Origin of the sequence: Chromobacterium subtsugae, from assembly GCF_035919665.1 — a bacterium.
Classification (GTDB): domain Bacteria; phylum Pseudomonadota; class Gammaproteobacteria; order Burkholderiales; family Chromobacteriaceae; genus Chromobacterium; species Chromobacterium subtsugae.
Genome location: NZ_CP142381.1, coordinates 2,319,517 through 2,340,649, shown reverse-complemented (window position 1 = coordinate 2,340,649; position 21,133 = coordinate 2,319,517). Strand labels below are relative to the sequence as shown.

The 21,133-nt window shown below is 64.1% G+C and carries 24 protein-coding genes and 1 other RNA gene; 17 read left to right on the top strand and 8 right to left on the bottom strand.

Annotation, left to right across the window (positions count from 1 at the left end; all coding sequences use genetic code 11):
• Positions 1-133 precede the first annotated feature (133 nt).
• The gene (locus tag U6115_RS11285) at positions 134-1,063 is read left to right on the top strand and encodes a phosphoadenosine phosphosulfate reductase domain-containing protein (protein ID WP_043573534.1); all 930 of its coding nucleotides are present in this window, start codon (positions 134-136) and stop codon (positions 1,061-1,063) included.
• Here U6115_RS11285 and U6115_RS11280 read toward each other — a convergent pair.
• Complete coding sequence (locus U6115_RS11280; RefSeq protein WP_146008318.1) at positions 1,045-1,344, bottom strand: hypothetical protein; 300 nt, start codon at positions 1,342-1,344, stop codon at positions 1,045-1,047. The two genes, U6115_RS11285 and U6115_RS11280, sit on opposite strands and share 19 nt — an antisense overlap.
• On the opposite strand from U6115_RS11280, the gene U6115_RS11275 reads away from it, so the two are divergent.
• The 4 genes from U6115_RS11275 to U6115_RS11260 are packed head-to-tail and all read left to right on the top strand — an operon-like array spanning position 1,343 to position 2,829.
• Complete coding sequence (locus tag U6115_RS11275; RefSeq protein ID WP_146008319.1) at positions 1,343-1,660, top strand: hypothetical protein; 318 nt, start codon at positions 1,343-1,345, stop codon at positions 1,658-1,660. The genes U6115_RS11280 and U6115_RS11275 overlap by 2 nt on opposite strands.
• Positions 1,657-2,391 carry a hypothetical protein gene (locus U6115_RS11270; protein ID WP_052257964.1) on the top strand — a complete coding sequence of 245 codons (735 nt, stop codon included), beginning with the start codon at positions 1,657-1,659 and terminating at the stop codon, positions 2,389-2,391. The genes U6115_RS11275 and U6115_RS11270 overlap by 4 nt, the downstream gene beginning before the upstream one ends.
• Positions 2,391-2,594: a hypothetical protein gene (locus tag U6115_RS11265; protein ID WP_043573531.1), complete on the top strand. Its 204-nt coding sequence runs from the start codon at positions 2,391-2,393 to the stop codon at positions 2,592-2,594. Before U6115_RS11270 ends, U6115_RS11265 begins: the two co-directional genes overlap by 1 nt.
• The gene (locus tag U6115_RS11260) at positions 2,581-2,829 is read left to right on the top strand and encodes a hypothetical protein (protein ID WP_043573530.1); all 249 of its coding nucleotides are present in this window, start codon (positions 2,581-2,583) and stop codon (positions 2,827-2,829) included. The genes U6115_RS11265 and U6115_RS11260 overlap by 14 nt, the downstream gene beginning before the upstream one ends.
• A gap of 411 nt (positions 2,830-3,240) precedes the next feature.
• Here the strand turns inward: U6115_RS11260 and U6115_RS11255 are convergent, their stop codons facing one another.
• Complete coding sequence (locus U6115_RS11255; protein ID WP_146008320.1) at positions 3,241-3,648, bottom strand: hypothetical protein; 408 nt, start codon at positions 3,646-3,648, stop codon at positions 3,241-3,243.
• A 40-nt stretch (positions 3,649-3,688) separates the two neighbouring features.
• Between U6115_RS11255 and U6115_RS11250 the strand changes: the two genes are divergently transcribed.
• The 3 genes from U6115_RS11250 to U6115_RS11240 all read left to right on the top strand — a co-directional run bounded on the left by U6115_RS11250 (position 3,689) and on the right by U6115_RS11240 (position 5,889).
• Positions 3,689-4,321, top strand: coding sequence for a nucleoside/nucleotide kinase family protein (locus U6115_RS11250; protein WP_043573517.1), 633 nt, complete (start codon positions 3,689-3,691; stop codon positions 4,319-4,321).
• Positions 4,318-4,500, top strand: coding sequence for a hypothetical protein (locus U6115_RS11245; RefSeq protein WP_146008321.1), 183 nt, complete (start codon positions 4,318-4,320; stop codon positions 4,498-4,500). The genes U6115_RS11250 and U6115_RS11245 overlap by 4 nt, the downstream gene beginning before the upstream one ends.
• A 165-nt stretch (positions 4,501-4,665) precedes the next feature.
• Positions 4,666-5,889 (top strand): site-specific integrase, encoded by a 1,224-nt coding sequence (locus tag U6115_RS11240; protein WP_080770181.1) that lies wholly within the window; start codon positions 4,666-4,668, stop codon positions 5,887-5,889.
• 62 nt (positions 5,890-5,951) lie between these two features.
• Here the strand turns inward: U6115_RS11240 and ssrA are convergent.
• The 3 genes from ssrA to U6115_RS11225 all read right to left on the bottom strand — a co-directional run bounded on the left by ssrA (position 5,952) and on the right by U6115_RS11225 (position 7,797).
• Positions 5,952-6,316: a transfer-messenger RNA gene (gene ssrA, locus U6115_RS11235) on the bottom strand.
• A 63-nt stretch (positions 6,317-6,379) separates the two neighbouring features.
• Complete coding sequence (ribA, locus tag U6115_RS11230) at positions 6,380-7,000, bottom strand: GTP cyclohydrolase II (RefSeq protein ID WP_047243987.1); 621 nt, start codon at positions 6,998-7,000, stop codon at positions 6,380-6,382.
• Positions 7,001-7,074: 74 nt separating this feature from the next.
• A complete protein-coding gene (locus U6115_RS11225; RefSeq protein WP_043573514.1) occupies positions 7,075-7,797 on the bottom strand; it encodes a GAF domain-containing protein in 723 nt (240 codons plus the stop codon).
• Positions 7,798-7,899: 102 nt separating this feature from the next.
• Between U6115_RS11225 and U6115_RS11220 the strand changes: the two genes are divergently transcribed.
• Positions 7,900-8,973, top strand: a complete 1,074-nt coding sequence (locus U6115_RS11220; RefSeq protein WP_043573511.1) for a patatin-like phospholipase domain-containing protein — start codon at positions 7,900-7,902, stop codon at positions 8,971-8,973.
• A 77-nt stretch (positions 8,974-9,050) separates the two neighbouring features.
• On the opposite strand, the gene U6115_RS11215 is transcribed toward U6115_RS11220, so the two are convergent.
• From U6115_RS11215 to U6115_RS11205, 3 genes are all read right to left on the bottom strand, one after another.
• The gene (locus U6115_RS11215) at positions 9,051-11,732 is read right to left on the bottom strand and encodes a M9 family metallopeptidase N-terminal domain-containing protein (RefSeq protein ID WP_181243258.1); all 2,682 of its coding nucleotides are present in this window, start codon (positions 11,730-11,732) and stop codon (positions 9,051-9,053) included.
• 212 nt (positions 11,733-11,944) lie between these two features.
• Positions 11,945-12,823, bottom strand: coding sequence for an Hsp33 family molecular chaperone HslO (gene hslO, locus U6115_RS11210; protein WP_043573505.1), 879 nt, complete (start codon positions 12,821-12,823; stop codon positions 11,945-11,947).
• The gene (locus U6115_RS11205; protein ID WP_043573502.1) at positions 12,820-13,416 is read right to left on the bottom strand and encodes an Ntn hydrolase family protein; all 597 of its coding nucleotides are present in this window, start codon (positions 13,414-13,416) and stop codon (positions 12,820-12,822) included. Before U6115_RS11205 ends, hslO begins: the two co-directional genes overlap by 4 nt.
• A gap of 322 nt (positions 13,417-13,738) precedes the next feature.
• Between U6115_RS11205 and U6115_RS11200 the strand changes: the two genes are divergently transcribed.
• From U6115_RS11200 to U6115_RS11165, 8 genes are all read left to right on the top strand, one after another.
• A complete protein-coding gene (locus tag U6115_RS11200) occupies positions 13,739-13,999 on the top strand; it encodes a hypothetical protein (protein WP_043573499.1) in 261 nt (86 codons plus the stop codon).
• A gap of 300 nt (positions 14,000-14,299) precedes the next feature.
• Positions 14,300-15,244, top strand: coding sequence for a 3-oxoacyl-[acyl-carrier-protein] synthase III C-terminal domain-containing protein (locus U6115_RS11195; RefSeq protein WP_230623339.1), 945 nt, complete (start codon positions 14,300-14,302; stop codon positions 15,242-15,244).
• Entirely contained in the window at positions 15,244-16,251 is a 1,008-nt protein-coding gene (locus U6115_RS11190) for an NAD-dependent epimerase/dehydratase family protein (RefSeq protein WP_043573495.1), read from the top strand. Before U6115_RS11195 ends, U6115_RS11190 begins: the two co-directional genes overlap by 1 nt.
• Complete coding sequence (locus tag U6115_RS11185; RefSeq protein WP_043573491.1) at positions 16,244-17,047, top strand: MBL fold metallo-hydrolase; 804 nt, start codon at positions 16,244-16,246, stop codon at positions 17,045-17,047. Before U6115_RS11190 ends, U6115_RS11185 begins: the two co-directional genes overlap by 8 nt.
• A gap of 3 nt (positions 17,048-17,050) precedes the next feature.
• Positions 17,051-18,340, top strand: a complete 1,290-nt coding sequence (locus U6115_RS11180; protein ID WP_043573489.1) for a F390 synthetase-related protein — start codon at positions 17,051-17,053, stop codon at positions 18,338-18,340.
• The gene (locus tag U6115_RS11175; protein ID WP_043573487.1) at positions 18,337-18,960 is read left to right on the top strand and encodes a phosphatase PAP2 family protein; all 624 of its coding nucleotides are present in this window, start codon (positions 18,337-18,339) and stop codon (positions 18,958-18,960) included. Before U6115_RS11180 ends, U6115_RS11175 begins: the two co-directional genes overlap by 4 nt.
• Positions 18,957-20,048 carry a sterol desaturase family protein gene (locus tag U6115_RS11170; RefSeq protein ID WP_043573485.1) on the top strand — a complete coding sequence of 364 codons (1,092 nt, stop codon included), beginning with the start codon at positions 18,957-18,959 and terminating at the stop codon, positions 20,046-20,048. The genes U6115_RS11175 and U6115_RS11170 overlap by 4 nt, the downstream gene beginning before the upstream one ends.
• Complete coding sequence (locus tag U6115_RS11165; protein ID WP_043573483.1) at positions 20,045-21,124, top strand: acyl-CoA desaturase; 1,080 nt, start codon at positions 20,045-20,047, stop codon at positions 21,122-21,124. Before U6115_RS11170 ends, U6115_RS11165 begins: the two co-directional genes overlap by 4 nt.
• Positions 21,125-21,133: the final 9 nt, after the last annotated feature.

The window sequence follows — 21,133 nt, the reverse complement described above, 5'->3', positions numbered from 1 at the left end:
TTCGCCGCCTGGCTCGTCCAGGTAGCCCGGCTATGTGGCCGACAGCAAGAGAGGACCGCCGCATGACCTGCCCCTACGACCGCTGGCTGCCCGATCAGCCGGCACCAATGCCCGACCAGGGCGAGGAGTGCCCATGTCCGTCATGCATGTTGTGAGCGTCAGCGGCGGAAAAGATTCGACAGCCACGCTGCTGCTGGCGCTGGAGCGGGTGCCGCGGGAGAACATCCGACCCATTTTCTGCGACACCGGCAACGAGCACGAGGAGACCTACGAATACCTGCGCTACCTGGAGCTGGCGCTGGACGTGGAGATAACCAGGCTGCGCGCCGACTTCAGCGATCGGATGGCGGTGCATCGCCAGCGGCTGCTGGACATCGCCGCCGGCGGCGCCGACTACCACCCGCAGGCGAAATATGCCTGGACGCCTGAGCGAGCGGCGCGGGCGGCGGAGCTGATGCACCCCACCGGCAACCCGTTCTTGGACCTGGCAATGCTCAAGGGCATGTTCCCCAGCCACAGCCGGCAATTCTGCACCGAGGCGTTGAAACGCGACCCGGCCGTCGAGTTCCAGCTGCAGTTCGTGGACGCTGGGCACCGCGTCGTCAGCTGGCAGGGCGTGCGCCGGGATGAGTCGGCGCGGCGCGCCAACGTCGCGCAGTTCGAGCGCATCGGCCCACGGCTGTATGCCTATCGCCCGATCGCGGCATGGACGGCCAACCAGGTGTTCGACTACAGCGCCAGCAAATCCATCATGCCAAACCCGCTGTACCTACAGGGCATGGATCGCGTCGGCTGCATGCCCTGCGTCAATGTCGGCAAATCGGAGTTGCGGGAGATCGCGCGTCGGTTTCCAGAGCACATCGAGCGCATCGCGCAGTGGGAGTCCCTGGTCAACGAGGTCAGCCGCTCGCAGCGCGCGTCGTTCCTGTTCTCCGGCGGCTGGGAGCCGATCCACCAGCGGGTCGAATGGGCCCGCACCACCCGCGGCGGCGCGCAGTTCGACCTGCTGGCCGACATCGAAGAACCAACGGCCTGTGCCAGCTCCTACGGCTTGTGCGCATAAGGCGCCACGGTCCATTGACCATCGCTATAAGAAGCGTACTGGTTGCCACCCAAGAATACGTTGGCCCTGTGAGCTCCAGCGGCCTGTGCCTCGTGCCATCTGGCGAGCACAAATTCTTGGCACTCCTCATACGTTTCACAATTTCCATGCGGACCAACAATGTCACCGAGGTGGATGCCAGTACTTGTTGATTTCGGCTCTTGTTGAAAGAAAACACTGAACTCCTGCTTTTCGATAGTCATCGCAAACACTTTCAAAAATATGGAAATGGAGTATCTCATGACCATGCACCACCTGCACGACATCCCCGACACCGGCGCGGCGATTGCCGTAGTCAACGCCGCCCACGCGGCCGGCATCATCGGCACCGATACCCGCACCGTCAGAATCCCGGCGTGCGATGAGCACCAAGGTTTCTATGGCCTGACGCTGACCCTGACCTGGCGTTGCATGTACTGCGGTGCCCCGCGCGGCGAGCCGTTCGAAACCCTCAGCTATGACGGCAGTCGCCGGCTGGGCGTCCACGGCTGGGAAAACCCCTGCGGGCACGTCGAAAAGTACAGCGCGATCCGCAAGCTACTCAAGGAGACAGCATGACCACCCAACCCCTGACCCAACTGGCGGACGCCGCGCGCGCCGTCATCGCAGCAGACCGCGCCGGCGAACTGACCGACGACATGATCAATGCGCTGGAGCTGGCGCTGAATGCGCCGGCCACCGAGCAGAGCGGCGAGGCGGTGGCGTGGATATGCCCGGTTGACCTGGATGCACTTGTGAACGGCAGGACTGGTGCAGCTACTGTCCAGCGCGAAAACTCTCCGTACCCTGCTCCGCGTATCGCCCTCTGCACCCGCCCGCTGCCCGCGCCGGCGGTGCCGGATGAATGGCGCGATGTGCTATTAGGCAATTTCGATGCCCTGGAGGCAGCGGCCGATTCCATCGATGCCCTAGGGATGAACAGCCATGCAGAGGGGATTCGTGCGGTAGCGCACGCGCTGAAGCAACTCGCCGCCGCGCCGCAGCCGGCCCAGAAGCTGCCATCCGTGATCGAGGAGATTGCCGCCGAGCGCCGTCGGCAGATCGAGGTGGAGGGCTGGACGCCGGAGCATGACGACCAGCATCGGGACTATACCCTGGCGGGCGCCGCAGGTTGCTATGCCATGCATACGCTCGCATTCCCGGCTGGAGATCCTCCGCCCTCCTGGCCGTGGGATAAGGCATGGTGGAAACCAAGCCAGGACAAGCGCCGCAACTGGATCAAGGCTGCCGCGCTGCTTGTGGCCGCGATCGAGCGTGAGGACCGTGCCAGCCGAAAGGGGGGCGAGTGATGCCCTGCGAGCACTGCACCGGCCTGGATGGCGACGTCTGCTATCCATACTACGGCCACGCGCCGCACATCCATACCCAGCCGATCGGCGGGACGGTGTTCACCGGAGAGGTGCCGGAAAATTTCGAGCCCGATCCGGATGCGGCTGGCCTTGGCACCTACTACTGCCCGAACTGCAAGGAGGGAATGAATGCTGAACGCTGATCAACACCTCATGGGCATACCTGTTGTCGTGAACGACATTGCAACGCACACGGCCCGCATTCAGGTCCGAGCCAGCTTCGAATGGATCACTGAGGCCGCGCGCCGCGACATGAATGCCTGGCTGCTGGAAAGATTCGGCACCCAGTGCCGGGTATTGAACATGGGCGGACTGGGGCTGATTATCTGCCCGCACGTGATGGAGCGGCTGAAGAGGAGGCAACATGCTAACCCCTGACCAGCTCGCCGCCCTGCGGGAGGTATTCGCACGCCAGAGAGAGCGGCCTGGTGCTGTCCTGGGAATGCAGCTGCTCGACAACATCGATGCCTAGGCCGCGCGCATCGCCGAGCTGGGGCGGCATGCAGCCGAGCGCGACGCTGAAATCGCCAGCGTGCTACCAGGAACCTACTACATGGACCCTCCAGATGGCGGCGACGTGCCGCTGCTGGAGCAGTTGCAGCGGATGGCGCGGGATGCGGCGCGCTGGCGCTACGCCGCTGAGAATGGGTTCCCGCAGTGCAGCCGGCAGATCCACCCCGCTCGCGGTCCACGTGAGTGGCATGCTGGGGAGCGCGCGCCAGGCGCGCCGACCTATGAAACCCCTGAGACCGCTATCGACGCAGCTATTGAGCGGGATCATTCCGCAACTCAAGGGGTTGCTGACTGAATGCGGATCAAGCAATCACCCGTTGAACGCGCATGCATGATCAGATCTATTGTCAGCCCATGCACTGCAAATTCCTTATCAGGCCAGGGGCGGGTAACGATACGAAAAAAGTCACTTACATCCTTGCCATTGCGAAGTGAGCCTGGCGGATCCTCATCACCAAAATCCGTTCGACGCTCAAGAAGATAAAAAAGCTGCTCATATCGAAAATCGAACACAAGCCTCCCCTGCTCATCCCGAACGGGGCTTCGCATTTCCTTCAGCTCTTCCAGCAATTCAGCATCTCTCGCAGCCAGCAGCCGGGCAAACTCCCCCTTGAAATATGCTGCAACACGGGCGAGGTACTTTGTCTTTGTCACGGCACGCTCCGCAGAAGAAACATTCATCATATCGCAGGCTCTCTCTACCGTGCTTGCGCAGGAGAACCACATGCAACTAATCGGCCTCGCCGGCCCGAAGAAATCCGGCAAAGACACCATTGCCGACCACCTGGTCGCCAATCACGGCTTCGTGAAGATCGGCTTCGCGGACAAGATACGGGAGGAACTGCGCGCGGCCTACCCTGGCTTGGAAGCGGGTACATTCGAAAATCAAGTATTCAAAGACGTCAATGACATTTCTCTTGCTCTTGAGCATTGCGAGAACTTGGGCTTCATAGACTGGCTGAGGCATAGACGCGTAGTAGAGATATACGCCGAGCTGAGCGAGTCCCGCTCGCCTCGCTGGCTCCAGCAGCAATGGGGCGACTACCGTCGCGCGACCGCCGGCTGGGATTATTTCATCTGCGATGTTTGCGAACGGATTGAGGCGTCAACGACGCCGGTTGTCGTGTCTGGCCTGCGCTATGCTGCCAGCGCGCCGATCCCGACCGCAGAGGCCGGCCTGATCCGGCAGCTGGGTGGTTGGGTATGGCACATCGACCGACCGGGCTATCAGGCGTCGGCCGAGCACACGACCGAAATCGCCCTGCCGCGCCACTCGCGCGACCTCACCATCGACAATGACGGCGACGTCAAGACCCTGCTCGACGTGGTCGACCTAACAGTCGGGGCGCTTGCATGAAGCAGAACTCCCTTCCCGCGAAACGGCCGCCCTCGCTGGCGGCCTTGTTGTTTCCGCAGGCAGTGCCGGCGAGCATGCGCGCCCTGCCCTCTACGCAACATGCCGAGCGGCACAACAAGGGCCAGTCATTCAGCCCGGCGCACTGGCCGCGGATGCGGTCGTCCAGCGAAAATAACTGATAAAGGAATCGCCATGAAGTGGGTAACGCTGACAAAGTACTGCGAAGACTCAGGGGACACCAAGGATGCGGTTTACAATCGCCGCCGTCGCGGCACCTGGCTAGATGGCCGTGAATGCAAATTGGTATCAGGGAAGTTGTGGGTTAACACTGAGGCGGTAAAAAAATGGATAGAAAACGAGGGAATGAAGTCTCACAAGGCGGCGTAGAAACGCGCAGCGGGGCGAAAGGATCGTCTATTCGAATACGGTTCATGTACAAAGGAGTCGAATGCAGAGAGACTCTAAAAATACCCGCTACAAAAGCGAATATTGCATATGCCTCCCGCCTAAAGGGAGAAATTTTAAACGCAATTGAAAAGGGCACCTTCAATTACGCTGACTACTTCCCGGACAGCAAACGTGCGTCACTATTTGGCCACGCTATCATCAAATCAACCATGAATGATCTATTCGACTCAGCAATTTCAGGATGGGAGCAGGCGGTACAAAATGGCACAATGTCACCATCAACGCTCGACGGATACAAAAAGATCGTTTCCGGCCGCTTACGGCCAGCAATGGGCGAAAAACTGTTGCGCGACGTCGGACCTGCATTCTTGAGAACGTGGATTGGAGCACTTGGGGTTACCGCAAAAACGGCGAGAAATATCATTAGCCCTTTGCGCTCTGTTTTTGATGATGCCATGAATGATGGCATGATCGACTTCAATCCACTGGATCGAGTGGCTTTGCGAAAGCTGCTTTCTCAAACCTCACACAAATCTGACTATGTTGTCGACCCATTTTCGATTGAGGAGATTGAAGCAATCCTGAAATTCGCATCGGGAAACGATGTAAATATGTATCAATTTTGGTTTGAGACTGGTTTGCGGCAAGGGGAGCTAATTGCTTTGCGCTGGTCGAAAGTCGATTTCATCCATGGATCAGTCAGGATTGAAGAAAACATCGTAGTCAAAGAGGAGAAAGGGCCAAAAACTGCCGCAGGTATCCGTGACATTACCTTGACGGCCAAGGCGCTGGAAGCCCTGCAGCGGCAAAAGGCGATTTCGTTTCTGGCCGGTGATCGAGTCTTCACTCACCACAAGACCGGCAAGGGATGGGAGACGGAAAAGCAAATCCGAATGAGCTCCTGGACACCCCTGCTGAAGCGGGCTGGCGTCCGCTACAGGAATCCCTATCAGATCCGCCACACGTTCGCCTCTCACCACGTCAGCAACGGTGCGAACCTCTGGTGGTTAGCTCGCCAGCTCGGCCACGAGACTATCGAGATGATCATCCGGCACTACGGCAAGTGGGTTCCGCTGGAGCGAAGAAACTTGGGCGAAAATTGGGCGAACACGACGACAGCAGGAGGCGGCACCAGACAGCAAAGAAAAACGGCAGACTAGCCTAAAAGCCGCGTCCCTATTGGTTTGCGACCTTCTGCTATTGTCTGCCGTTGCCAAAAAACTGGTGGAGGCGGCGGGAATCGAACCCGCGTCCGAAAGTCCTCTACAGTGAGTTCTACATACTTAGTCGTGTCATTTGGATTTAACCGCTGCCACGCCGACGGACAGGCTGGACTTTGGCGAGTCACCTATTATTTCGCACTGCGCCAAGTAACCCGACACAGCACTAGCAGATGTAAAGTGACACTACAGGGTTTTGACGCCCCCGGCCCATCTGCGAACCGTTGTAGTGTCTAGCCGGCCGTTAGGCTGCTAGAGCGTAAGTTTCGTCGTTTGCGACTAAAAAAATTCAGTGTTTTACGGGGTGACTGAAATCCCGGTATGCCCCCATCTGCTTCGCAACCCCCGTCGAAACCAGGTCGCCCCCAGATAAGAAAGAATATTCTACAACATTTGCCATCTTTTGGCGAGCATTATCCCGCGCCCGGCCTTATTTGCTCAGCATGTGGCCCAGCTTGGCCGCCTTGGTGTCCAGATAACGATCGTTGTAGGGATTGCGCCCCACTTGCAGCGGCACCCGTTCGGCCACGTCGATGCCGGCGGCCGCCAGCGTGGCCAGCTTGCGCGGATTGTTGGTCATCACCCGCACGCTGCCTATGCCCAGGTGCTCCAGCATGTGGCGGGCGATGCGGAAGTCGCGCATGTCGGCCGGGAAGCCCAGCCGCTCGTTGGCCTCCACGGTATCCGCGCCGCCATCCTGCAGCTTGTAGGCGCGGATCTTGTTGATCAGGCCGATGCCGCGGCCTTCCTGGCGCAGATACAGCAGCGCGCCGCGGCCCTCCTTGCAGATGGCCTCCATCGCCGCCTCCAGCTGGAAACCGCAGTCGCAGCGCAGCGAAAACAGCGCGTCGCCGGTCAGGCATTCGGAATGCAGCCGCGCCAACACCGGCTGGCCGTCCGACACGTCGCCCAGCGTCAGCGCCACATGCTCGCGGCCGCCTTCTTCTTCGAAACCGTGCATGACGAACTCGCCCCAGGGCGTGGGCAATTCGCAGCTGGCCACATACTGGATGACGGGCTCTGCGGAATCTGGCAACGGGAATGACGACATGACTTCTCCAACTCGGTGAACGCCAGCAACTGGCCTGCAATGCAAAAAGGCCGCCGCGGCGGCCTGGACAAAGTTTAGTTGGGGAGCGAATCCGGTTTTTCAAGCGCAGGCAGCGCGGCAAGCTGCGGCGCCAGCACGATGGCGAGGGCCGCCAGCCACACCTGGCGTTCCGGCGTGAAGAAGCCGGGTTCGAAAGCTTCGGCGTCGATGATGCCCAGCACATTGTCGTCACCGCCCAGCACCGGCAGGCAAACCTCGCTTTTCACTTTCGGGTCGCATTCGTAGTAGCCGCCGCCATCGGCGCGCCACTGCGCCACGTCGTCGACCACCACCGCCCAGCCGGTCAGGCCGACGCGGCTGTTGTTGCTGTATTCGGCGAAGGCTTCGGTCAGCGGGAATTCGGCGCGGCTCTCCACCCCCTGGTAAGCCAGCTTGACCAGGATGGCGTCCTTGCCGACGCCGATCTTGCGGTAGATGCCCAGCCATTCGGCGCCGACCTTGGCGTTGACCGACTCCACCAGCGCGTTGAGGTTGACCAGCGCGGCGGTCAGCTCCGGCGTTTCGCCGCCCAGCACGAACGACAGGTCGTACGGGGTGTCGTCCAGCTCGTTCACCAGCGAGCAGCTGCCGCCCTCGCCCAGCTTGGGCACCCGGTAGCGGTACAGATCGCGGCGCGGCGCGGGCTTGTCCACGCTGAGGACGGCCTGCAGCGTGATCACGGCGATCTGCAGCTCCGTGACATCCAGATTCAGCGCCTGCTCTCGCAGATAGTCGGTCAGCTGGCTTGCGGGTATCATGAGGACTCCTGAACAGCGGCGCATTTGCGATGCGCTTCGATTTGAAACCTAACAGGATACCAAACTCCCCTTCGGTCCGCCATTTCAGCCCCTTATATCCTCATGACAGCCATTCATATCCGCCACCCGGCGCTCACCATCAAGGCCGGCGCCAAAGCCCGGCAAATCCTGCAACGCGGCCTGTCGGCGCAACAAGTCGGCAGCCTGCCCGGCGCGGCCGGGGGACCCAAGGCGGTGGGGCTGACCGGGCTGGACCAGGCGGTGTTCGAATGGCTGGCCGGCGCGCCGCGCGAGCGCGAGCTGGTGGGCGCGTCGATAGGCGGCTGGCGCTTCGCCTGCGCGATGCAGCCGGACCCGGCGCGGGCGCTGGCGCGACTGGCCGAACGCTATACCGAGGAGGGCTATTCCCCCCGCGTCACCACCGCCCAGATCACCGCGCAGACCCGCGCCATGCTGGACGACATCCTCGGCGCGGACGGCCTCGCCAGGCTGCTGGACCATCCGCATTATCGGCTGAGCCTGCTGCTGGTGCAGTCGCACGGCCTGGCCAATAGCGAGGCGAAGCCGGCGCTGTTGTCCGGCCTGGCGGTGGCGGCGGCGCTGAACATGGTGTCGCGGCCGCTGCTGCGGCACAGCTTCAGCCGGGTCATCTGCCATGATCCGCGCAGCTCGCTGCGCTTCAAGCCGACGGACGCCATCCCCACCCGGCTGCTGGCGCTGGACGCCGGCAATCTGCGGCAGGCGCTGATGGGCACGGTGGCCATTCCCGGCTTTCTGCACGGCGTGCAGCTGCCCGACGCGCCGCCGGCCATCTACCGCGACGGCGGCCTCACCGACTACCACATCGACTTCCCCTTCGCCGACGGCGAAGAGATCGCGCTATACCCGCACTTCACCGACCGCATCGTGCCGGGCTGGTTCGACAAATCGCTGCCTTGGCGCAAGGCCAGCCGCAGCAATCAGGCCAATACCGTGCTGATCGCGCCGTCGCGCGAGTACCTGGCGCGGCTGCCCTCCGGCAAATTGCCGGACCGCAAGGATTTCCACCGCTACCTGCGGCGGGACGCGCTGCGGCGCGAGCACTGGAAAACCGCCAGCGCGGAAAGCCAGCGCCTGGGCGACGCCTTCCGCGAATGGCTGGAGAAGCCCGGCTCCATCGCGGTGCAGCCGCTTTAAGCCGCCGGACTGCCGGCGCCGGCATGAAAAAAGCCGGGCAGATGCCCGGCTTCGCTGTTTGTTGATGGGTCAAGCCATCAACCCGCCTGCGCCCAGCACTGCTCTTCCGGCATGTCGCGCGGCGTGGCGTTCAGCTCCACCACCACGTCGCGGGATTGCGCGCCCTTGCTGAGACGAACGGTGATCTTGTCGGCCACGCCCGGCTGATCGAGGTCGCGGCGATAGCTGAACGTGCCCCAGTCGGAAACCACCGCTCGGCCCAGTTGCGGCGCCTGCACCAGCTGGTAGCGCTCGACGCCGCCCACGCCTTCAAACTGGCCGCGCAGGCAGCGCGCCGGGCCGCCGTAGCTCAGCTTGGCCAGGTTCAGCTCGCCGGTTTGCGGCGGCTGCGGCTTGGCGCTGCCGGCCGGACCCAGCGGCCCTTCGCAACGCAGCACGGCGGTCTTGCGCTTGAAGTCGTAGTCGGTGGCCGAGCAGTTGGTCGCCATCAGGTTGTTGACGCCGCCAGTCTTCACCAGGCTCTGCAACGCGCCGTCCAGCAGCTTGTCCAGCTCCTGGCGCGCTTGGGTGTTGTTCGCCGCATTCAGCGGCAGCGTGCCGTTGCACTCGAAACGGCGCAGCGCGCTGTCCTTGCCGTCTGCCCATACCTGGCAAACCGCTGGCAGCGAGCGGCGCAGCGCCGCCTCCACCGCGGCGGCGTCGCCGGCCTGCCACTTATCCTGCGCCAGCCAGTCCGTCCCCTCCTGCGTGGAGGTATTGCCCAACTGGCCGGACTTGGCCGCCTGCACCTGCTGGTCCACATACTGGCGGAAACCGGACACCAGCGCGGCGTCGCCGCCCATGCTGTTCACCAGCGCGTCGAAACGCTTGACGTCGTCGACGCGCAGCGCGGCCAGGATGTCGGCGATCTTGCCCGGCTGCCGCTGGTTCAGGTAGTAGAACCACAGCGCGGAATGGCTGTAGAAGTCCCAGCCGTCGCTATAACTGGAACGCATGATGCGGGACGGCTCGAGGAAGCTGTTCGGCCAGCCGTTCGCCACCACGTCCACCACGTGGCCGCGCACCTTGATGCCGTCGCGCGGGGTGCTCCAGGCCATGAATTCGGCGAAGCCTTCGTCGTACCATGGCATGCGGCGATCATCGCGGTAAAACTCCGACGTCCCCCACATGCCCGGCTGGATGAAGCGGCCGGACAGATAGTGCACGTATTCGTGGCGCACCAGTTCTTCCAGGGTCAGATAGCTCTCGCGCGGCACTTCGCGCTGGAAGGTATAGAAGGTACCGTCTTTCTCGATGTAGATGCCGCCGTTGTCGGTGGACAGCTCGTTGAGCAGGCCCTGGAAGCGCTGGTAGGCGGTCTTGGTGCCGTAGATCACCATCCGCAGCTTGGCGTTGGGGTCGTCCGCCACCGGCTGCTTGGTGCCGGCGACGCGGAACAGCTGGGTCTGCACCTGCTTCATCGCGTAATAGAGCGGCTCCACCTCGGCCAGGCTCAGCGGCGTCTCGAACACCAGATTGCCGTTGTCGAAGCTCCAGCGGTTGGGAAACAGGCTGGCGCGCAACTCCTGTTCAGCCTGGCAGATGCCGTAGCGCTCGCACGGCACCTTGCCCAGCTTCTTCAGCGCATACACCGCTTCGGCCCAGGCGGCGCCGAACCTCTCGCCTTTCAGGTGCAAGGCGACGGCGGCCTCGGCTTGCGGCGCGGTGCGCGGGTATTGCATGAAGCGGCCGGTTTCGCGCAGGGTGTTGAGGAACATTTGCTCGTCGGCGAAAGCCGGCTGGCCGGCGCGGGTCAGCCCTGCCAGGCTGGCCGCGAGTCCGTCAAGCTGGCCCTTCTCCACCTTTTGGGCGAATTCGGGCTGGTAATGCATATTGAACAGCAGCGTCTGCATCGGGTGCAGCGCGAAACGCGCCCAATTGTCCTTGGCCGCGGCGTTGTAGCGGTTGAAGAAACGCGTCAGCAAAGGCAGCGCGTAGTCGGCCTTGCGCACCGAATCGGCCAGGATCAGCGTTTCCGCCACGCTCTGGCGGGCGTCGCGCTCGCGATACCACGCGTCGTGGTCGCCGCGGCTGTCTATCGCCTTGACCTCCCACAGCGCCGGGTTGGCCGCCAGCGCCTCCACCACCTGCATCACCGGCTGGTCCACCGCCGCGCCGTAGTCGCCCACTTCCTTGGCATGGCTGTACTGCAGGAAGTAACCCGCCTTCAGGAACACCGCCAGCGGCCACAGGCCATTCGCGTTCTGGCCGTCCCAGGCGGCCGCGCGCTGGCGCGCCTCGGCCGCCAGCAACTGCATATTGGCCGGCGACACCACCCGGTAGCTGAAAGTGTCCGCCTGGAACAGGCGGTTCATGCAAGTGCCGTCCACGCTGGCCACGTAGCGCACCAGCGCCTGGCCGGACAGCTGGCTGAGCTTGGCTTCGTCGCAATCGGCATAGGCCAGCGCGGCCGCTTCGGCCTTCGCCGCCCGGCGGGCGGCCTGGCCTTGCTGGCCTTGCTGGCCTTGCGGCTTGGCCGGCGGCTGCCCGGCGCCGTTATCCGGCGCGGCCGGCGGCAGGCCGTGCGGATAGTCCGGTTTTTCCGGCAAGGCCGGAGAATGGGAGGAATAGCGCGCCGACGGCTGGTTGGCTTGCGGCGCGGGCGGCTTGGCCGCGGCCTGATCGCCGCCGCCAGTGCCCACGCATGCCGACAGCAGCGCCGAGGCCATCACGGAAAGTCCCAGGGCGCGATACCGCCCCAGTGTTTTTATTGTGCTCATCGAGTCATCCATTCGCTGTTAATGACGCACGACTTGAAAATCATGCGACGCGAAGCATAATGGATGACGCGTATATTGAATATTGTGTTTAAGGTCAGGAAGTGATCTTAAACAATAAAACCGGTCAGTTAATTTTCACAGCTGGAAAAAGCTAAAGTTTGCGCAAAAAAAGCCGCATAAGCGGCTTTTTCCAGAACAATGCGCCCGAGGCGTCAATGCCGCGCATCGCGCGCGCTGGCCACCACATCGTAATCGAACAACTGGGTGACGTCTTCCTCGTCGAACACATAGTGCTGGTTGCAATAGTCGCAAACGATCTCCACGCTGCCCTGCTCCAGCAGCACGCTGCCCACTTCCTCGCCGCCCAACATGGTCAGCATGCCGCCAACCCGTTCGCGCGAGCAATTGCAGTTGAAGCTGACGCTTTCCTGTTCGAACACCCGCACTTCTTCTTCATGGAACAGGCGATGCAGGATGTCTTCGGCGTCCAGCGTCAGCAACTCTTCCGACTTCAGCGTGCGGCCCAGCATCTGGATGCGCTGCCAGCCCTCAGCTTCGCCATGGCCTTCCGGCAGGCGCTGCAACAGCATGCCGGCGGCGGCATCGTCGCCGCTGGCCAGCACCAGCGCGGTGTCCAGCTGCTCGGAGCGGCGCATGTAGTTTTCCAGCATTTCGCCGACGGACTCGCCCTCCAGCGCCACGATGCCCTGCCAGGTCTGGTTCTTGTCCAGGCGCGGCTCCAGCGTCAGCACGAAACGGCCGCCGCTGCCCAGCAGTTCGGCCAGCGGCTTGCCCTCCAGCTCGCCTTCCCATTTGGCGGTGGCGCGCACGGTGCGGTCGTTGTTGCATTCCACCACCGCCAGCTTCAGCGCGCCGGTGCCGTGGATCTGCAGGATCAGCGTGCCGTCGAACTTCAGATTGGCGGCCATCAGCACCGAGGCCGCCATCATTTCGCCGAGAATGGTCTTCAAGGCTTGCGGATAGGCGCGGCGGGACAGCACCTGCTGCCAGGCGCCGTCCAGGCGCACCAGCGCGCCGCGCACCGGCGCGCCGTCGAAAAGGAATCGTTGCAGTTTGTCGTGTTGGTTCATGCTTTTACTTCCCCGGCCGCGCTCGCGGCCAACTCTACGGTATAGACAGACATCGGCATCGAGGAGCTGACGTCGAATTCGCAGCCGGCGCGCACGCCGATCTCGGCGATCTCCCTGGCGGACAGGTCCTGATCGTAAACCGCGTACATCGCGCCCATCGCGAATTTGCGGCCCGAGCCTATCGCCCAGATGCGGGAGAATTCGTAGATCTCGCGCATCGGGTACACGCCAAAAATGCCGTGGGCGTTGGCGATCACCACCATCATCTGGCTGGATTCGTACGGATCTTCCTCATCCTCCTCCGGACGCAGATAGAAGGCGTCCTTCAGCTTGGGATGCAGCTTGCGGAAAGTGTCGAAGATGCCTTGGCGGCTGCTCAGGTCTTTCTTCTTCAGATCCTTCAGCGCGCCCTGCAGCACCAGGTCGTGCGCGGCCGAGCCGGACACAGCCAGATAGCTGTCGCCGTGGCGGAAGATCTTGTTGTGGAAGCAGTCGTACGGCGCCAGCAGCTTCTGGTCATCGCCAAAAGTAGTCTGGCTATCGGCGGCGATGGCAATCTGATTGCCCTTGCGCACAGCCACGATGGTTGTCATGCGGCACACCCTGTCAATGATGGAGAAAATCGCCCATGCCGGCGATATCCGCTTGAAGATATGGCCGGATGGCGGATTTTCCAAGCCCGGCGCGGCGCCGAACCCGCAAATATACCATAGCCGGCAGCTGCGGCGCAGCAGCGTGGACGCGGCGCCGCCCGATCGAAGCTAAGCCGCTGTTTCCTGATGAATTTTATGCGCCGACTAGAGGATCCTACTTATAAACAATCGCCTTCAACCCGCATATGATGTAAGGGCAAAGTTCAGCCCGCCCAGCGCCAAGAGCCAGCGGCGGAGACCCCTTCTTCAAGAGGTGAGTGCCATGCTTGACAGCAACTTCGACCTGGATGAGCCGTTGGAGGCCATTCTGCAGCGTCCCCTGACCTGGTTTGAAAAACAGCAGATTCAGGAAAACGAATCCGCCCCTCTGGAGGTCATCGACGCCGCTGAAGCCGCAACCGATGCTCACCCGCTACGCCGCCATCTGAAAGATCTGGCCAAAATGCAGGTCATCCACATCGACCGCAGCCGCGATGGCCGGCCGTCCCTGATCGACATGCCCTTCAACGCCGAAGCGTTCTAAGCCAGGCCAGTTAACCAGCGCCATGCCCCCGCCCCGCGCGGGGGTTTGTCTTGATGGCAGGAAGAGGCAGCCCTCTCCCGTTCCCCATTCCCCATTTAATTCACAAATAACAAAAAAGATACTGTACTTAATGCCTAATTAAATCCCGTAAATTCGGGGCGAAAAAGCGAACAAATCCGTACAAAAACCATCATCTCCAGAACAAGCCAACTTGCCCAATCAGCAGGGACTGAAACAAAATGTAAATAAATTGAAGATCAGCCCTTAATTACAATGAATTTGATTGCAACTGGCAAAGCCTTGCCGACACAAGCGGTCAGCGCCGCCAGCCTCGACCTCAAACTGGGTTATCGCAGCGGCCGCTGCCTGCAAAAAAGCGGCGTGCACACCCGCTATTTCGCCGCCGATCATGAAACGCAAAGCCAATTGGCCGCCCGCGCGCTGCGCGATGCGCTGGACAACGCCGCGCTGCGCGCGTCCGGCATCGACCTGCTGATCGGCGCCTGCGGCATCCCCGAGCAGGCGCTGCCCGGCACCGCCAGTTTCATATCCCACGCCGCGGGCCTGTCGGCCGGCACCGCCGCCTTCGACGTCAACACCAGCTGCCTCAGCTTCCTCAGCGCCTTGCAGGTGGCGGACAGCCTGCTGCGCGCCGGGTCTTACCGCCGCATCGCCGTCGTCTCCGCCGATCTCGCCTCGCGCGGTCTGGACTGGGACAACCCGGAAGCTTCGCTGATTTTCGGCGACGGCGCCGCCGCCGCCATTCTGGAGCGCGGCAGCCCGGCGCAGGGCCTGAAGGCCTTCAAGCTGGCCACCTATCCTGATGGCCGCCATTACTGCGAAATCCGCGCCGGCGGCACCCAGCGCAATCCGCGCCGCGGCGTAGCGGAACACGACTTCCTGTTCGACATGAACGGCAAGGCGGTGTTCAAGCTGGCATCGAAGCTGATGCCGGACTTCATCGATCAGCTGATGGCCGCCACCCCTGGCGGGCTAGGCAGCATAGACTGCGTGGTGCCGCATCAGGCCAGCCACCTGGGCATGCAGCACATGGCCAAGAAGTTGGGCATCGCGGCGGACCGCATCGTCGACATCTACGCCTCGCACGGCAATCAGGTGGCGGCCTCGCTGCCGACCGCGCTGCACGAAGCGGTCAGCAGCGGCCGCGCCCGAAACGGCCAGCGCGTGCTGATGATAGGCACCGCCGCCGGCCTGAACCTGGGCGGCCTGGTGTGGGATCTGTGATGCGGATTCTGGTCACCGGCGCTACCGGCGGACTGGGGCGCAACGCGGTGGAAAGCCTGCTGGCGCGCGGCTGCCAGGTGCGGGCCACCGGCCGCAAGATGGATATCGGCCGGCAATTGGCCCGCCAGGGCGCGCAATTCGTCGCGCTGGACCTGGCCGCCGCCACGCCGGGAGAGCTGGCGGAGCTGCTGCGCGGCGTGCAGGCGGTATGGCATTGCGCCGCCTTGTCGTCGCCATGGGGGCCGGAGGCGGACTTCGTCGCCGCCAACGTAACCGCCACCCGCAATCTGCTGCAAGCCGCCGGCCAGTCGCAAGCCACCCGCTTCGTCCACATTTCCACCCCGGCGCTGTACTTCGATTTCCGCCACCATTTCGACATTCCGGAAAACTACCGCCCCGCCCGCTACGTCAACGCCTATGCCCGCACCAAGGCCCAGGCCGAAGAATGGGTGCAAGCGGCGGCGCGCGACTATCCGCGGCTGCGCTGCGCCATCCTGCGGCCCCGGGCGATCTTCGGCGAGCACGACCAAGTATTGATTCCGCGCCTGGCGCGCATCCTGCGCGAGCGCCGCGGCCGCCTGCCGCTGCCGCGCGGCGGCGCGGCGACGCTGGATCTGACCTATGTCGGCAACGTGGTGCACGCAATGTGGCTGGCGACGCAGGGCCCGGACATCGCCAGCGGCGAAGCCTTCAACATCACCAACCAACAGCCGGCGGCGCTGCGCGACATGCTGCGGCGGCTGTTCATCGACGAACTGAGACAAGACATGCGCATCGTCGACCTGCCCTACCCGCTGCTGAACGCCGCCAGCCATCTGTTGCAATGGCTGGCCGCCGCCAGCGGCCGCGAGCCGGCGCTGACGCCCTATAGCCTGGGCGCGGTCCAGTTCGACATGACGCTGGACAACCGCCGCGCCCGGGAAAGACTCGGCTACCAGCCCATCTACAGCCTGGAGGACGGCGTGGCCCGCACCGCGCGCTGGCTGCGGGAGCAGGCTCATGGCTAACATCCGCGAATTCAGCGTCGGCCATTGCACCCACCCATCCTGCATGGCTTTGAAAGGCAGCGGCCTCGCCAGCCGATGCTTCCCGTCGCGCGCCTACCTGATTGAAACCCGCAGCCGGCTATACCTGTGGGACACCGGCTACGCCGAACATTTCATCGACGCCACCCGCCGCGGCATCTACCGGCTGTACCCGCTGGTGACGCCGGTGTTCTTCAACGCCGACGATTCGCTGCGCGGCCAATTGCGGCGGATCGGCGTCAATCCCGACGACATCCACGCGCTGCTGCTGTCGCACTTCCACGCCGATCACATCGCCGGCCTGCGCGATTTTCCGCAAGCCCGGCTGCTGGCCTCAGGCGCCGGCTGGCGCGCGGTGCGCGGGCTGACAGGACTGACGGCGCTGCGCCAGGCCTTCGTGCCCGCCCTGCTGCCGGCCGACATCGACAGCCGGCTGGAATGCGTCGAAGCGCAGCCGCGGGTGGCGCTGCCGCCGGAGCTGGCGCCGTTCAGCCACGGCTGGGATGTCTCCGGCGACGGCGAGATTCTGGTAGTGGAGCTGCCCGGCCACGCCGTCGGCCACCTGGGCGCCTTTGTCCGCACCGAAGCCGGCTGGACGCTGCTGGCCTCCGACGCCGCCTGGGCCGTCGAAGGCTACGCGCAATTGCGCGGCCCTTCCGAACTGTCGTTCCTGATTCAGCACAACCGCCGCGACTACTACCAGACGCTGGGCAAATTGCATGCTCTTCACCGCCGCGGACAGGTGGACATCCGCCTGACGCACCAGGAAGCCAACTGATCCATGCTTCGCCTCTTCCGCATTTTGCGCGCCTACCGGCGCACCCGCGGCCTGCGCTTCGCCGACCGCGCCGCGCTGGCGCGCCATCAAAGCTGGCAACTGGCGACGTTCCGCGCCCGCCTGCAGCGCCGCAGCCCCTATTTCGCCGACCTGGGCGAGCTGCCGTTCGCGCAATGGCCATTGATGGACAAAGCCGCCATGCTCCGCCACTTCAACCGGATGAACGCCGCCGGCCTGACGCTGGAGCAGGTGATGCGCGCCGCGCAGCAGGCGGAGCGCAGCCGCGATTTCTCGCCGACCATAGGCCGCTACACAGTGGGCCTGTCGTCCGGCACCACCGCGCAGCGCGGCGCCTTCGTCGTCAGCCGCGCCGAACAGGCGCAATGGGCCGGCGTCATGCTGGCCAAAGCCTTGCCGGACGGCCTGTTCGCCCGCGAGCGGGTGGCGCTGTTCCTGCGCGCCAACAGCAATCTGTACACCGCGGTGCGCAGCCGCTGGCTCACCTTCGAATTTTTCGACCTGTTCCAGCCCTTCGCCAGCCAGCTGTCCCGGCTGGCCGGCTACCGTCCCACCATTCTGCTGGCCCCGGCCCAAGTGCTGCGCGCGCTGGCGCAGGCCCAATTGACCGGCCAGCTGCAATTGGCGCCGAAGCGGGTTTATTCGATCGCCGAGGTGCTGGAAACCCAGGATCGCGCCATCATTGAAAAAGCTTTCGGCCAGGTCCACCAAATCTACCAGGCCACTGAAGGCTTTCTCGCCAGCAGCTGCGAGCACGGCGTGCTGCATCTGAACGAGGAATACATCCATGTCGAGCCGGAATGGCTGGACGAGGAGCGGCGCCGCTTCGTGCCCATCATCACCGACTTCAGCCGCCACACCCAGCCCATCGTCCGCTACCGGCTGAACGACGTGCTGCTGGCGCGCGCCGCTCCCTGCCCATGCGGCCGCGCCACGCTGGCGCTGGACGGCGTGGAAGGCCGCTGCGACGATATGCTGCTGCTGCCCGACCGCGCCGGCCGGCAGCAGACCGTGTTCGCCGATGTGCTCAGCCGCGCGCTGGCGCAAGCCTTGCCCTGGGATGCCGATTACCGGCTGCGTCAAACCGGCCCGCGCGCGCTGACGCTGCACCTGGAGTTGGACGATGCCGGCGCCGGCGCGGTCCGGCAGCGGCTGGAGCAGACCCTCGCCGGGCTGGGGGTGGATGTCGCCGCGCTGGAATGGCGGCTGGAGGGCGCGCTGCCGCCGCTCGACCCCACCCGCAAGCGCCGGCGCATCATCCGGGAGGCGGCATGATGCTAGCCTTGTCCTGGCTGCCGCCCCGGCTGCGCCACATGCTGCTGGGCTGGGGGGCGGTGGGCTGCGCCTACACGCTGGGCAGCGTCTGGCCCGGCGCGCCGCGGCTGCTGCCGGAGTGGCCGACCGACCGCTGGATAGCGTTCGACCCGGCCGCCATCTGGCTGTACCTGTCGTTTTTCTTGCTGGTGCCAGCGGGCTTTCTGTTGGCGCCGCCTGACAGGCTGCCCTGGCTGCGGCGTTCGATGCAGCTGTGCGCGCTGGCCGCCGGCGCGACCTTCCTGCTGCTGCCGACCACGCTGCCCTACCCGGCCGTCGCCGGCGGCGGCTTTCACGCCGAACTGCTGCGCGCCGCCCTGCGCTTCGATACGCCGCACAACTGCCTGCCCTCGCTGCACGGTGCGCTGACCGTGCTGGCGGCATGGGCGCTGTCGGAGCGGCGCCGGCCCTGGCGCGCTGTGCTGGCCTGGCTGTGGGCCGCCGCCATCCTGTTCGCTGTGATACAGCTGCGCCGCCACCTCACCTTGGACCTGGGCGCCGGCGTCGCGCTGGGCCTGCTGTGCGGCTGGCTGTGCGCGCGTCCCGCATTCCTCTTTTCTTTCCGCTATCGCACCACATGAACGTATTCGCCCTCACCTTCATCCTGATGCTCGCCGTGGTTCTGCTGGAGCTGCTTGCCTTGCGCCTATGGCGCCGCGAAGCCATTCCCTGGCGCGAGATCATCTTCAACCTCAACTCCGGCCACATCCTGATGTGGGTCTTCCGCGGCGTGGAGGTGGCCAGCTTCGGCTGGCTGCTTGAACACGCCAACCTGCACCTGGTGGACCGGCTGCCGGCGCTCTGGCAATGGGTTTTCGCCTTCATCGCCTGGGATCTGAGCTTTTACTGCATGCACCGGGCCCACCACACCTGGCGCATTTTCTGGGCGGTGCACGTTGTCCACCACCAGGGCGAGCATTTCAGCCTGTCGCTGGGCATCCGCAATTCCTGGTATTCGTCGCTGACTTCGCTGCTGTTCGTCGCGCCGCTGGCGGTGCTGGGGCTGCCGCTGGAGATGTTCGTCGCCGCGTCGTCCTTCCATTACGCGGTGCAGCTGTACAACCATAATGCTTTCGTCGGCAAGTCCGGCTGGCTGGACCGCGTGCTGGTGACGCCGTCCAACCACCGCGTGCATCACGCCACCGACCCCATCTACCTGAACAAGAACTTCGGCGGCACCTTCCTGATCTGGGACAAGCTGTTCGGCAGCTATCAAGCCGAACGCGACGATGTGCCGCTGCGCTACGGCGTGCGCGGCGAGTCGCCCGGCTACAATCCGCTGTGGGCCAGTAATCCCGGCTTGCTGGCGCTGGTCCGCCGCCGCTTTCCCGCGTGGCTTGCGCGCGCGCGCATGGACGTGCCGGCCGGCTATATCGCCAGCGGCGGCGTGCTGCTGTTCGGCGTGGTGATCTATTACGTGCAAAACGTGGCGGAATGGTCGGCGCCGCAGCAATGGACGCTGTTCGGCTACCTGCTGGCCGGCACCCTCGCCATCGGCGGGATGTCCGACCGCCAGCGCTGGGGCTGGCGCGGCTGGCAGGCGCTGGTGCTGACCCTGCCCGTCCTGTGCGCCGGCTGGCTGGGCATGCGCGACCTGTGCGCGCTGGCGCTGTTCGCGCTGCTGCTGGGCCATGGACTGCTGGGCTGGCGCCTGAAGGAGGCCGCATGAGCAAATTGCGTTTTCAATCGTCGGCCGAGCTGCCGTTCCGCATCGAGCTGCAACAGGCGGCGCAAGCCTATCTGGAGCAAAGCCGCGACCACCGCTTCGCCAGCGCCGGCATCTGGCTCAAGGCCTGGCTGCTGGCCGGCCTGAGCCTGGCCTGCTATCTGCTGGCGTTGCGCGCCGACGCGCTGTGGCAGTTCGCCCCGGCCTATGTCGCCGCTATCCTGCTGGCCATGCTGCTGGCGATGAACAGCCTGCACGACGCCGCCCACGGCGCGGTGTTCCGCCGCCCCTGGCTCAACCGGCTGCTGAGCCGCGTCGCCAGCCTGCCGATGGGCATAGACTCCGATATCTGGATCCGCCGCCACGTGCATCTGCACCATACCTATCCCAATGTCGACGGCTACGATCTGGACATCGAACCCAATCCCTTCCTGCGCCAGACGCCGTTTCAGGACTGGGCGCCGCAATTCCGCCATCAGCACCGCTATTGGCCGCTGATCGCCGCGCTGTCGCTGCCCTATCTGTGCTGGTACGGCGACTGGCTGGACCTGATGGGCAAGAGCAAGCTGCAGCTGCGCGACGCCAAGCCGGTGCGCGCTCCGGGCTTTCTGCTGGCCAAGGCCGGCCACCTGGCGCTGGCGCTGGGCCTGCCGATCTGGCTGCTGCACGACGGCGGCATCGGCTGGGGCAGCGTGCTGCTGTGCTATCTGCTGGGCCAAATGGCCGCATCCTGCTTCCTGGTGGCGATGATACTCGGCACCCACTGGGCCGACGTGGCGTTTTTCCAGCCCGGCGCCGACGGCAAGCTGCCGCACACCTGGCACGAGCATCAATTCCTCACCTGTTGCGACTGGGAGCCGCGGCCGCGCGCGCTGGCCCATCTGCTGGGCGGTCTGCACCTGCACCTGACCCATCACCTGTTCCCGTCCTACAGCCACCGCCATTATCCGGCGCTGGCCCGCATCACCCGGCAGGTGGCGCAAAAGCACGGCCTGGATTACCGCTGCTTGGACTACCCCGAGCTGTGGCAGGCGCAGCAGCGCTTCCTCAAGTTCATGGGGAGCCGGCCGCAGCCATGAAAAAGGCCG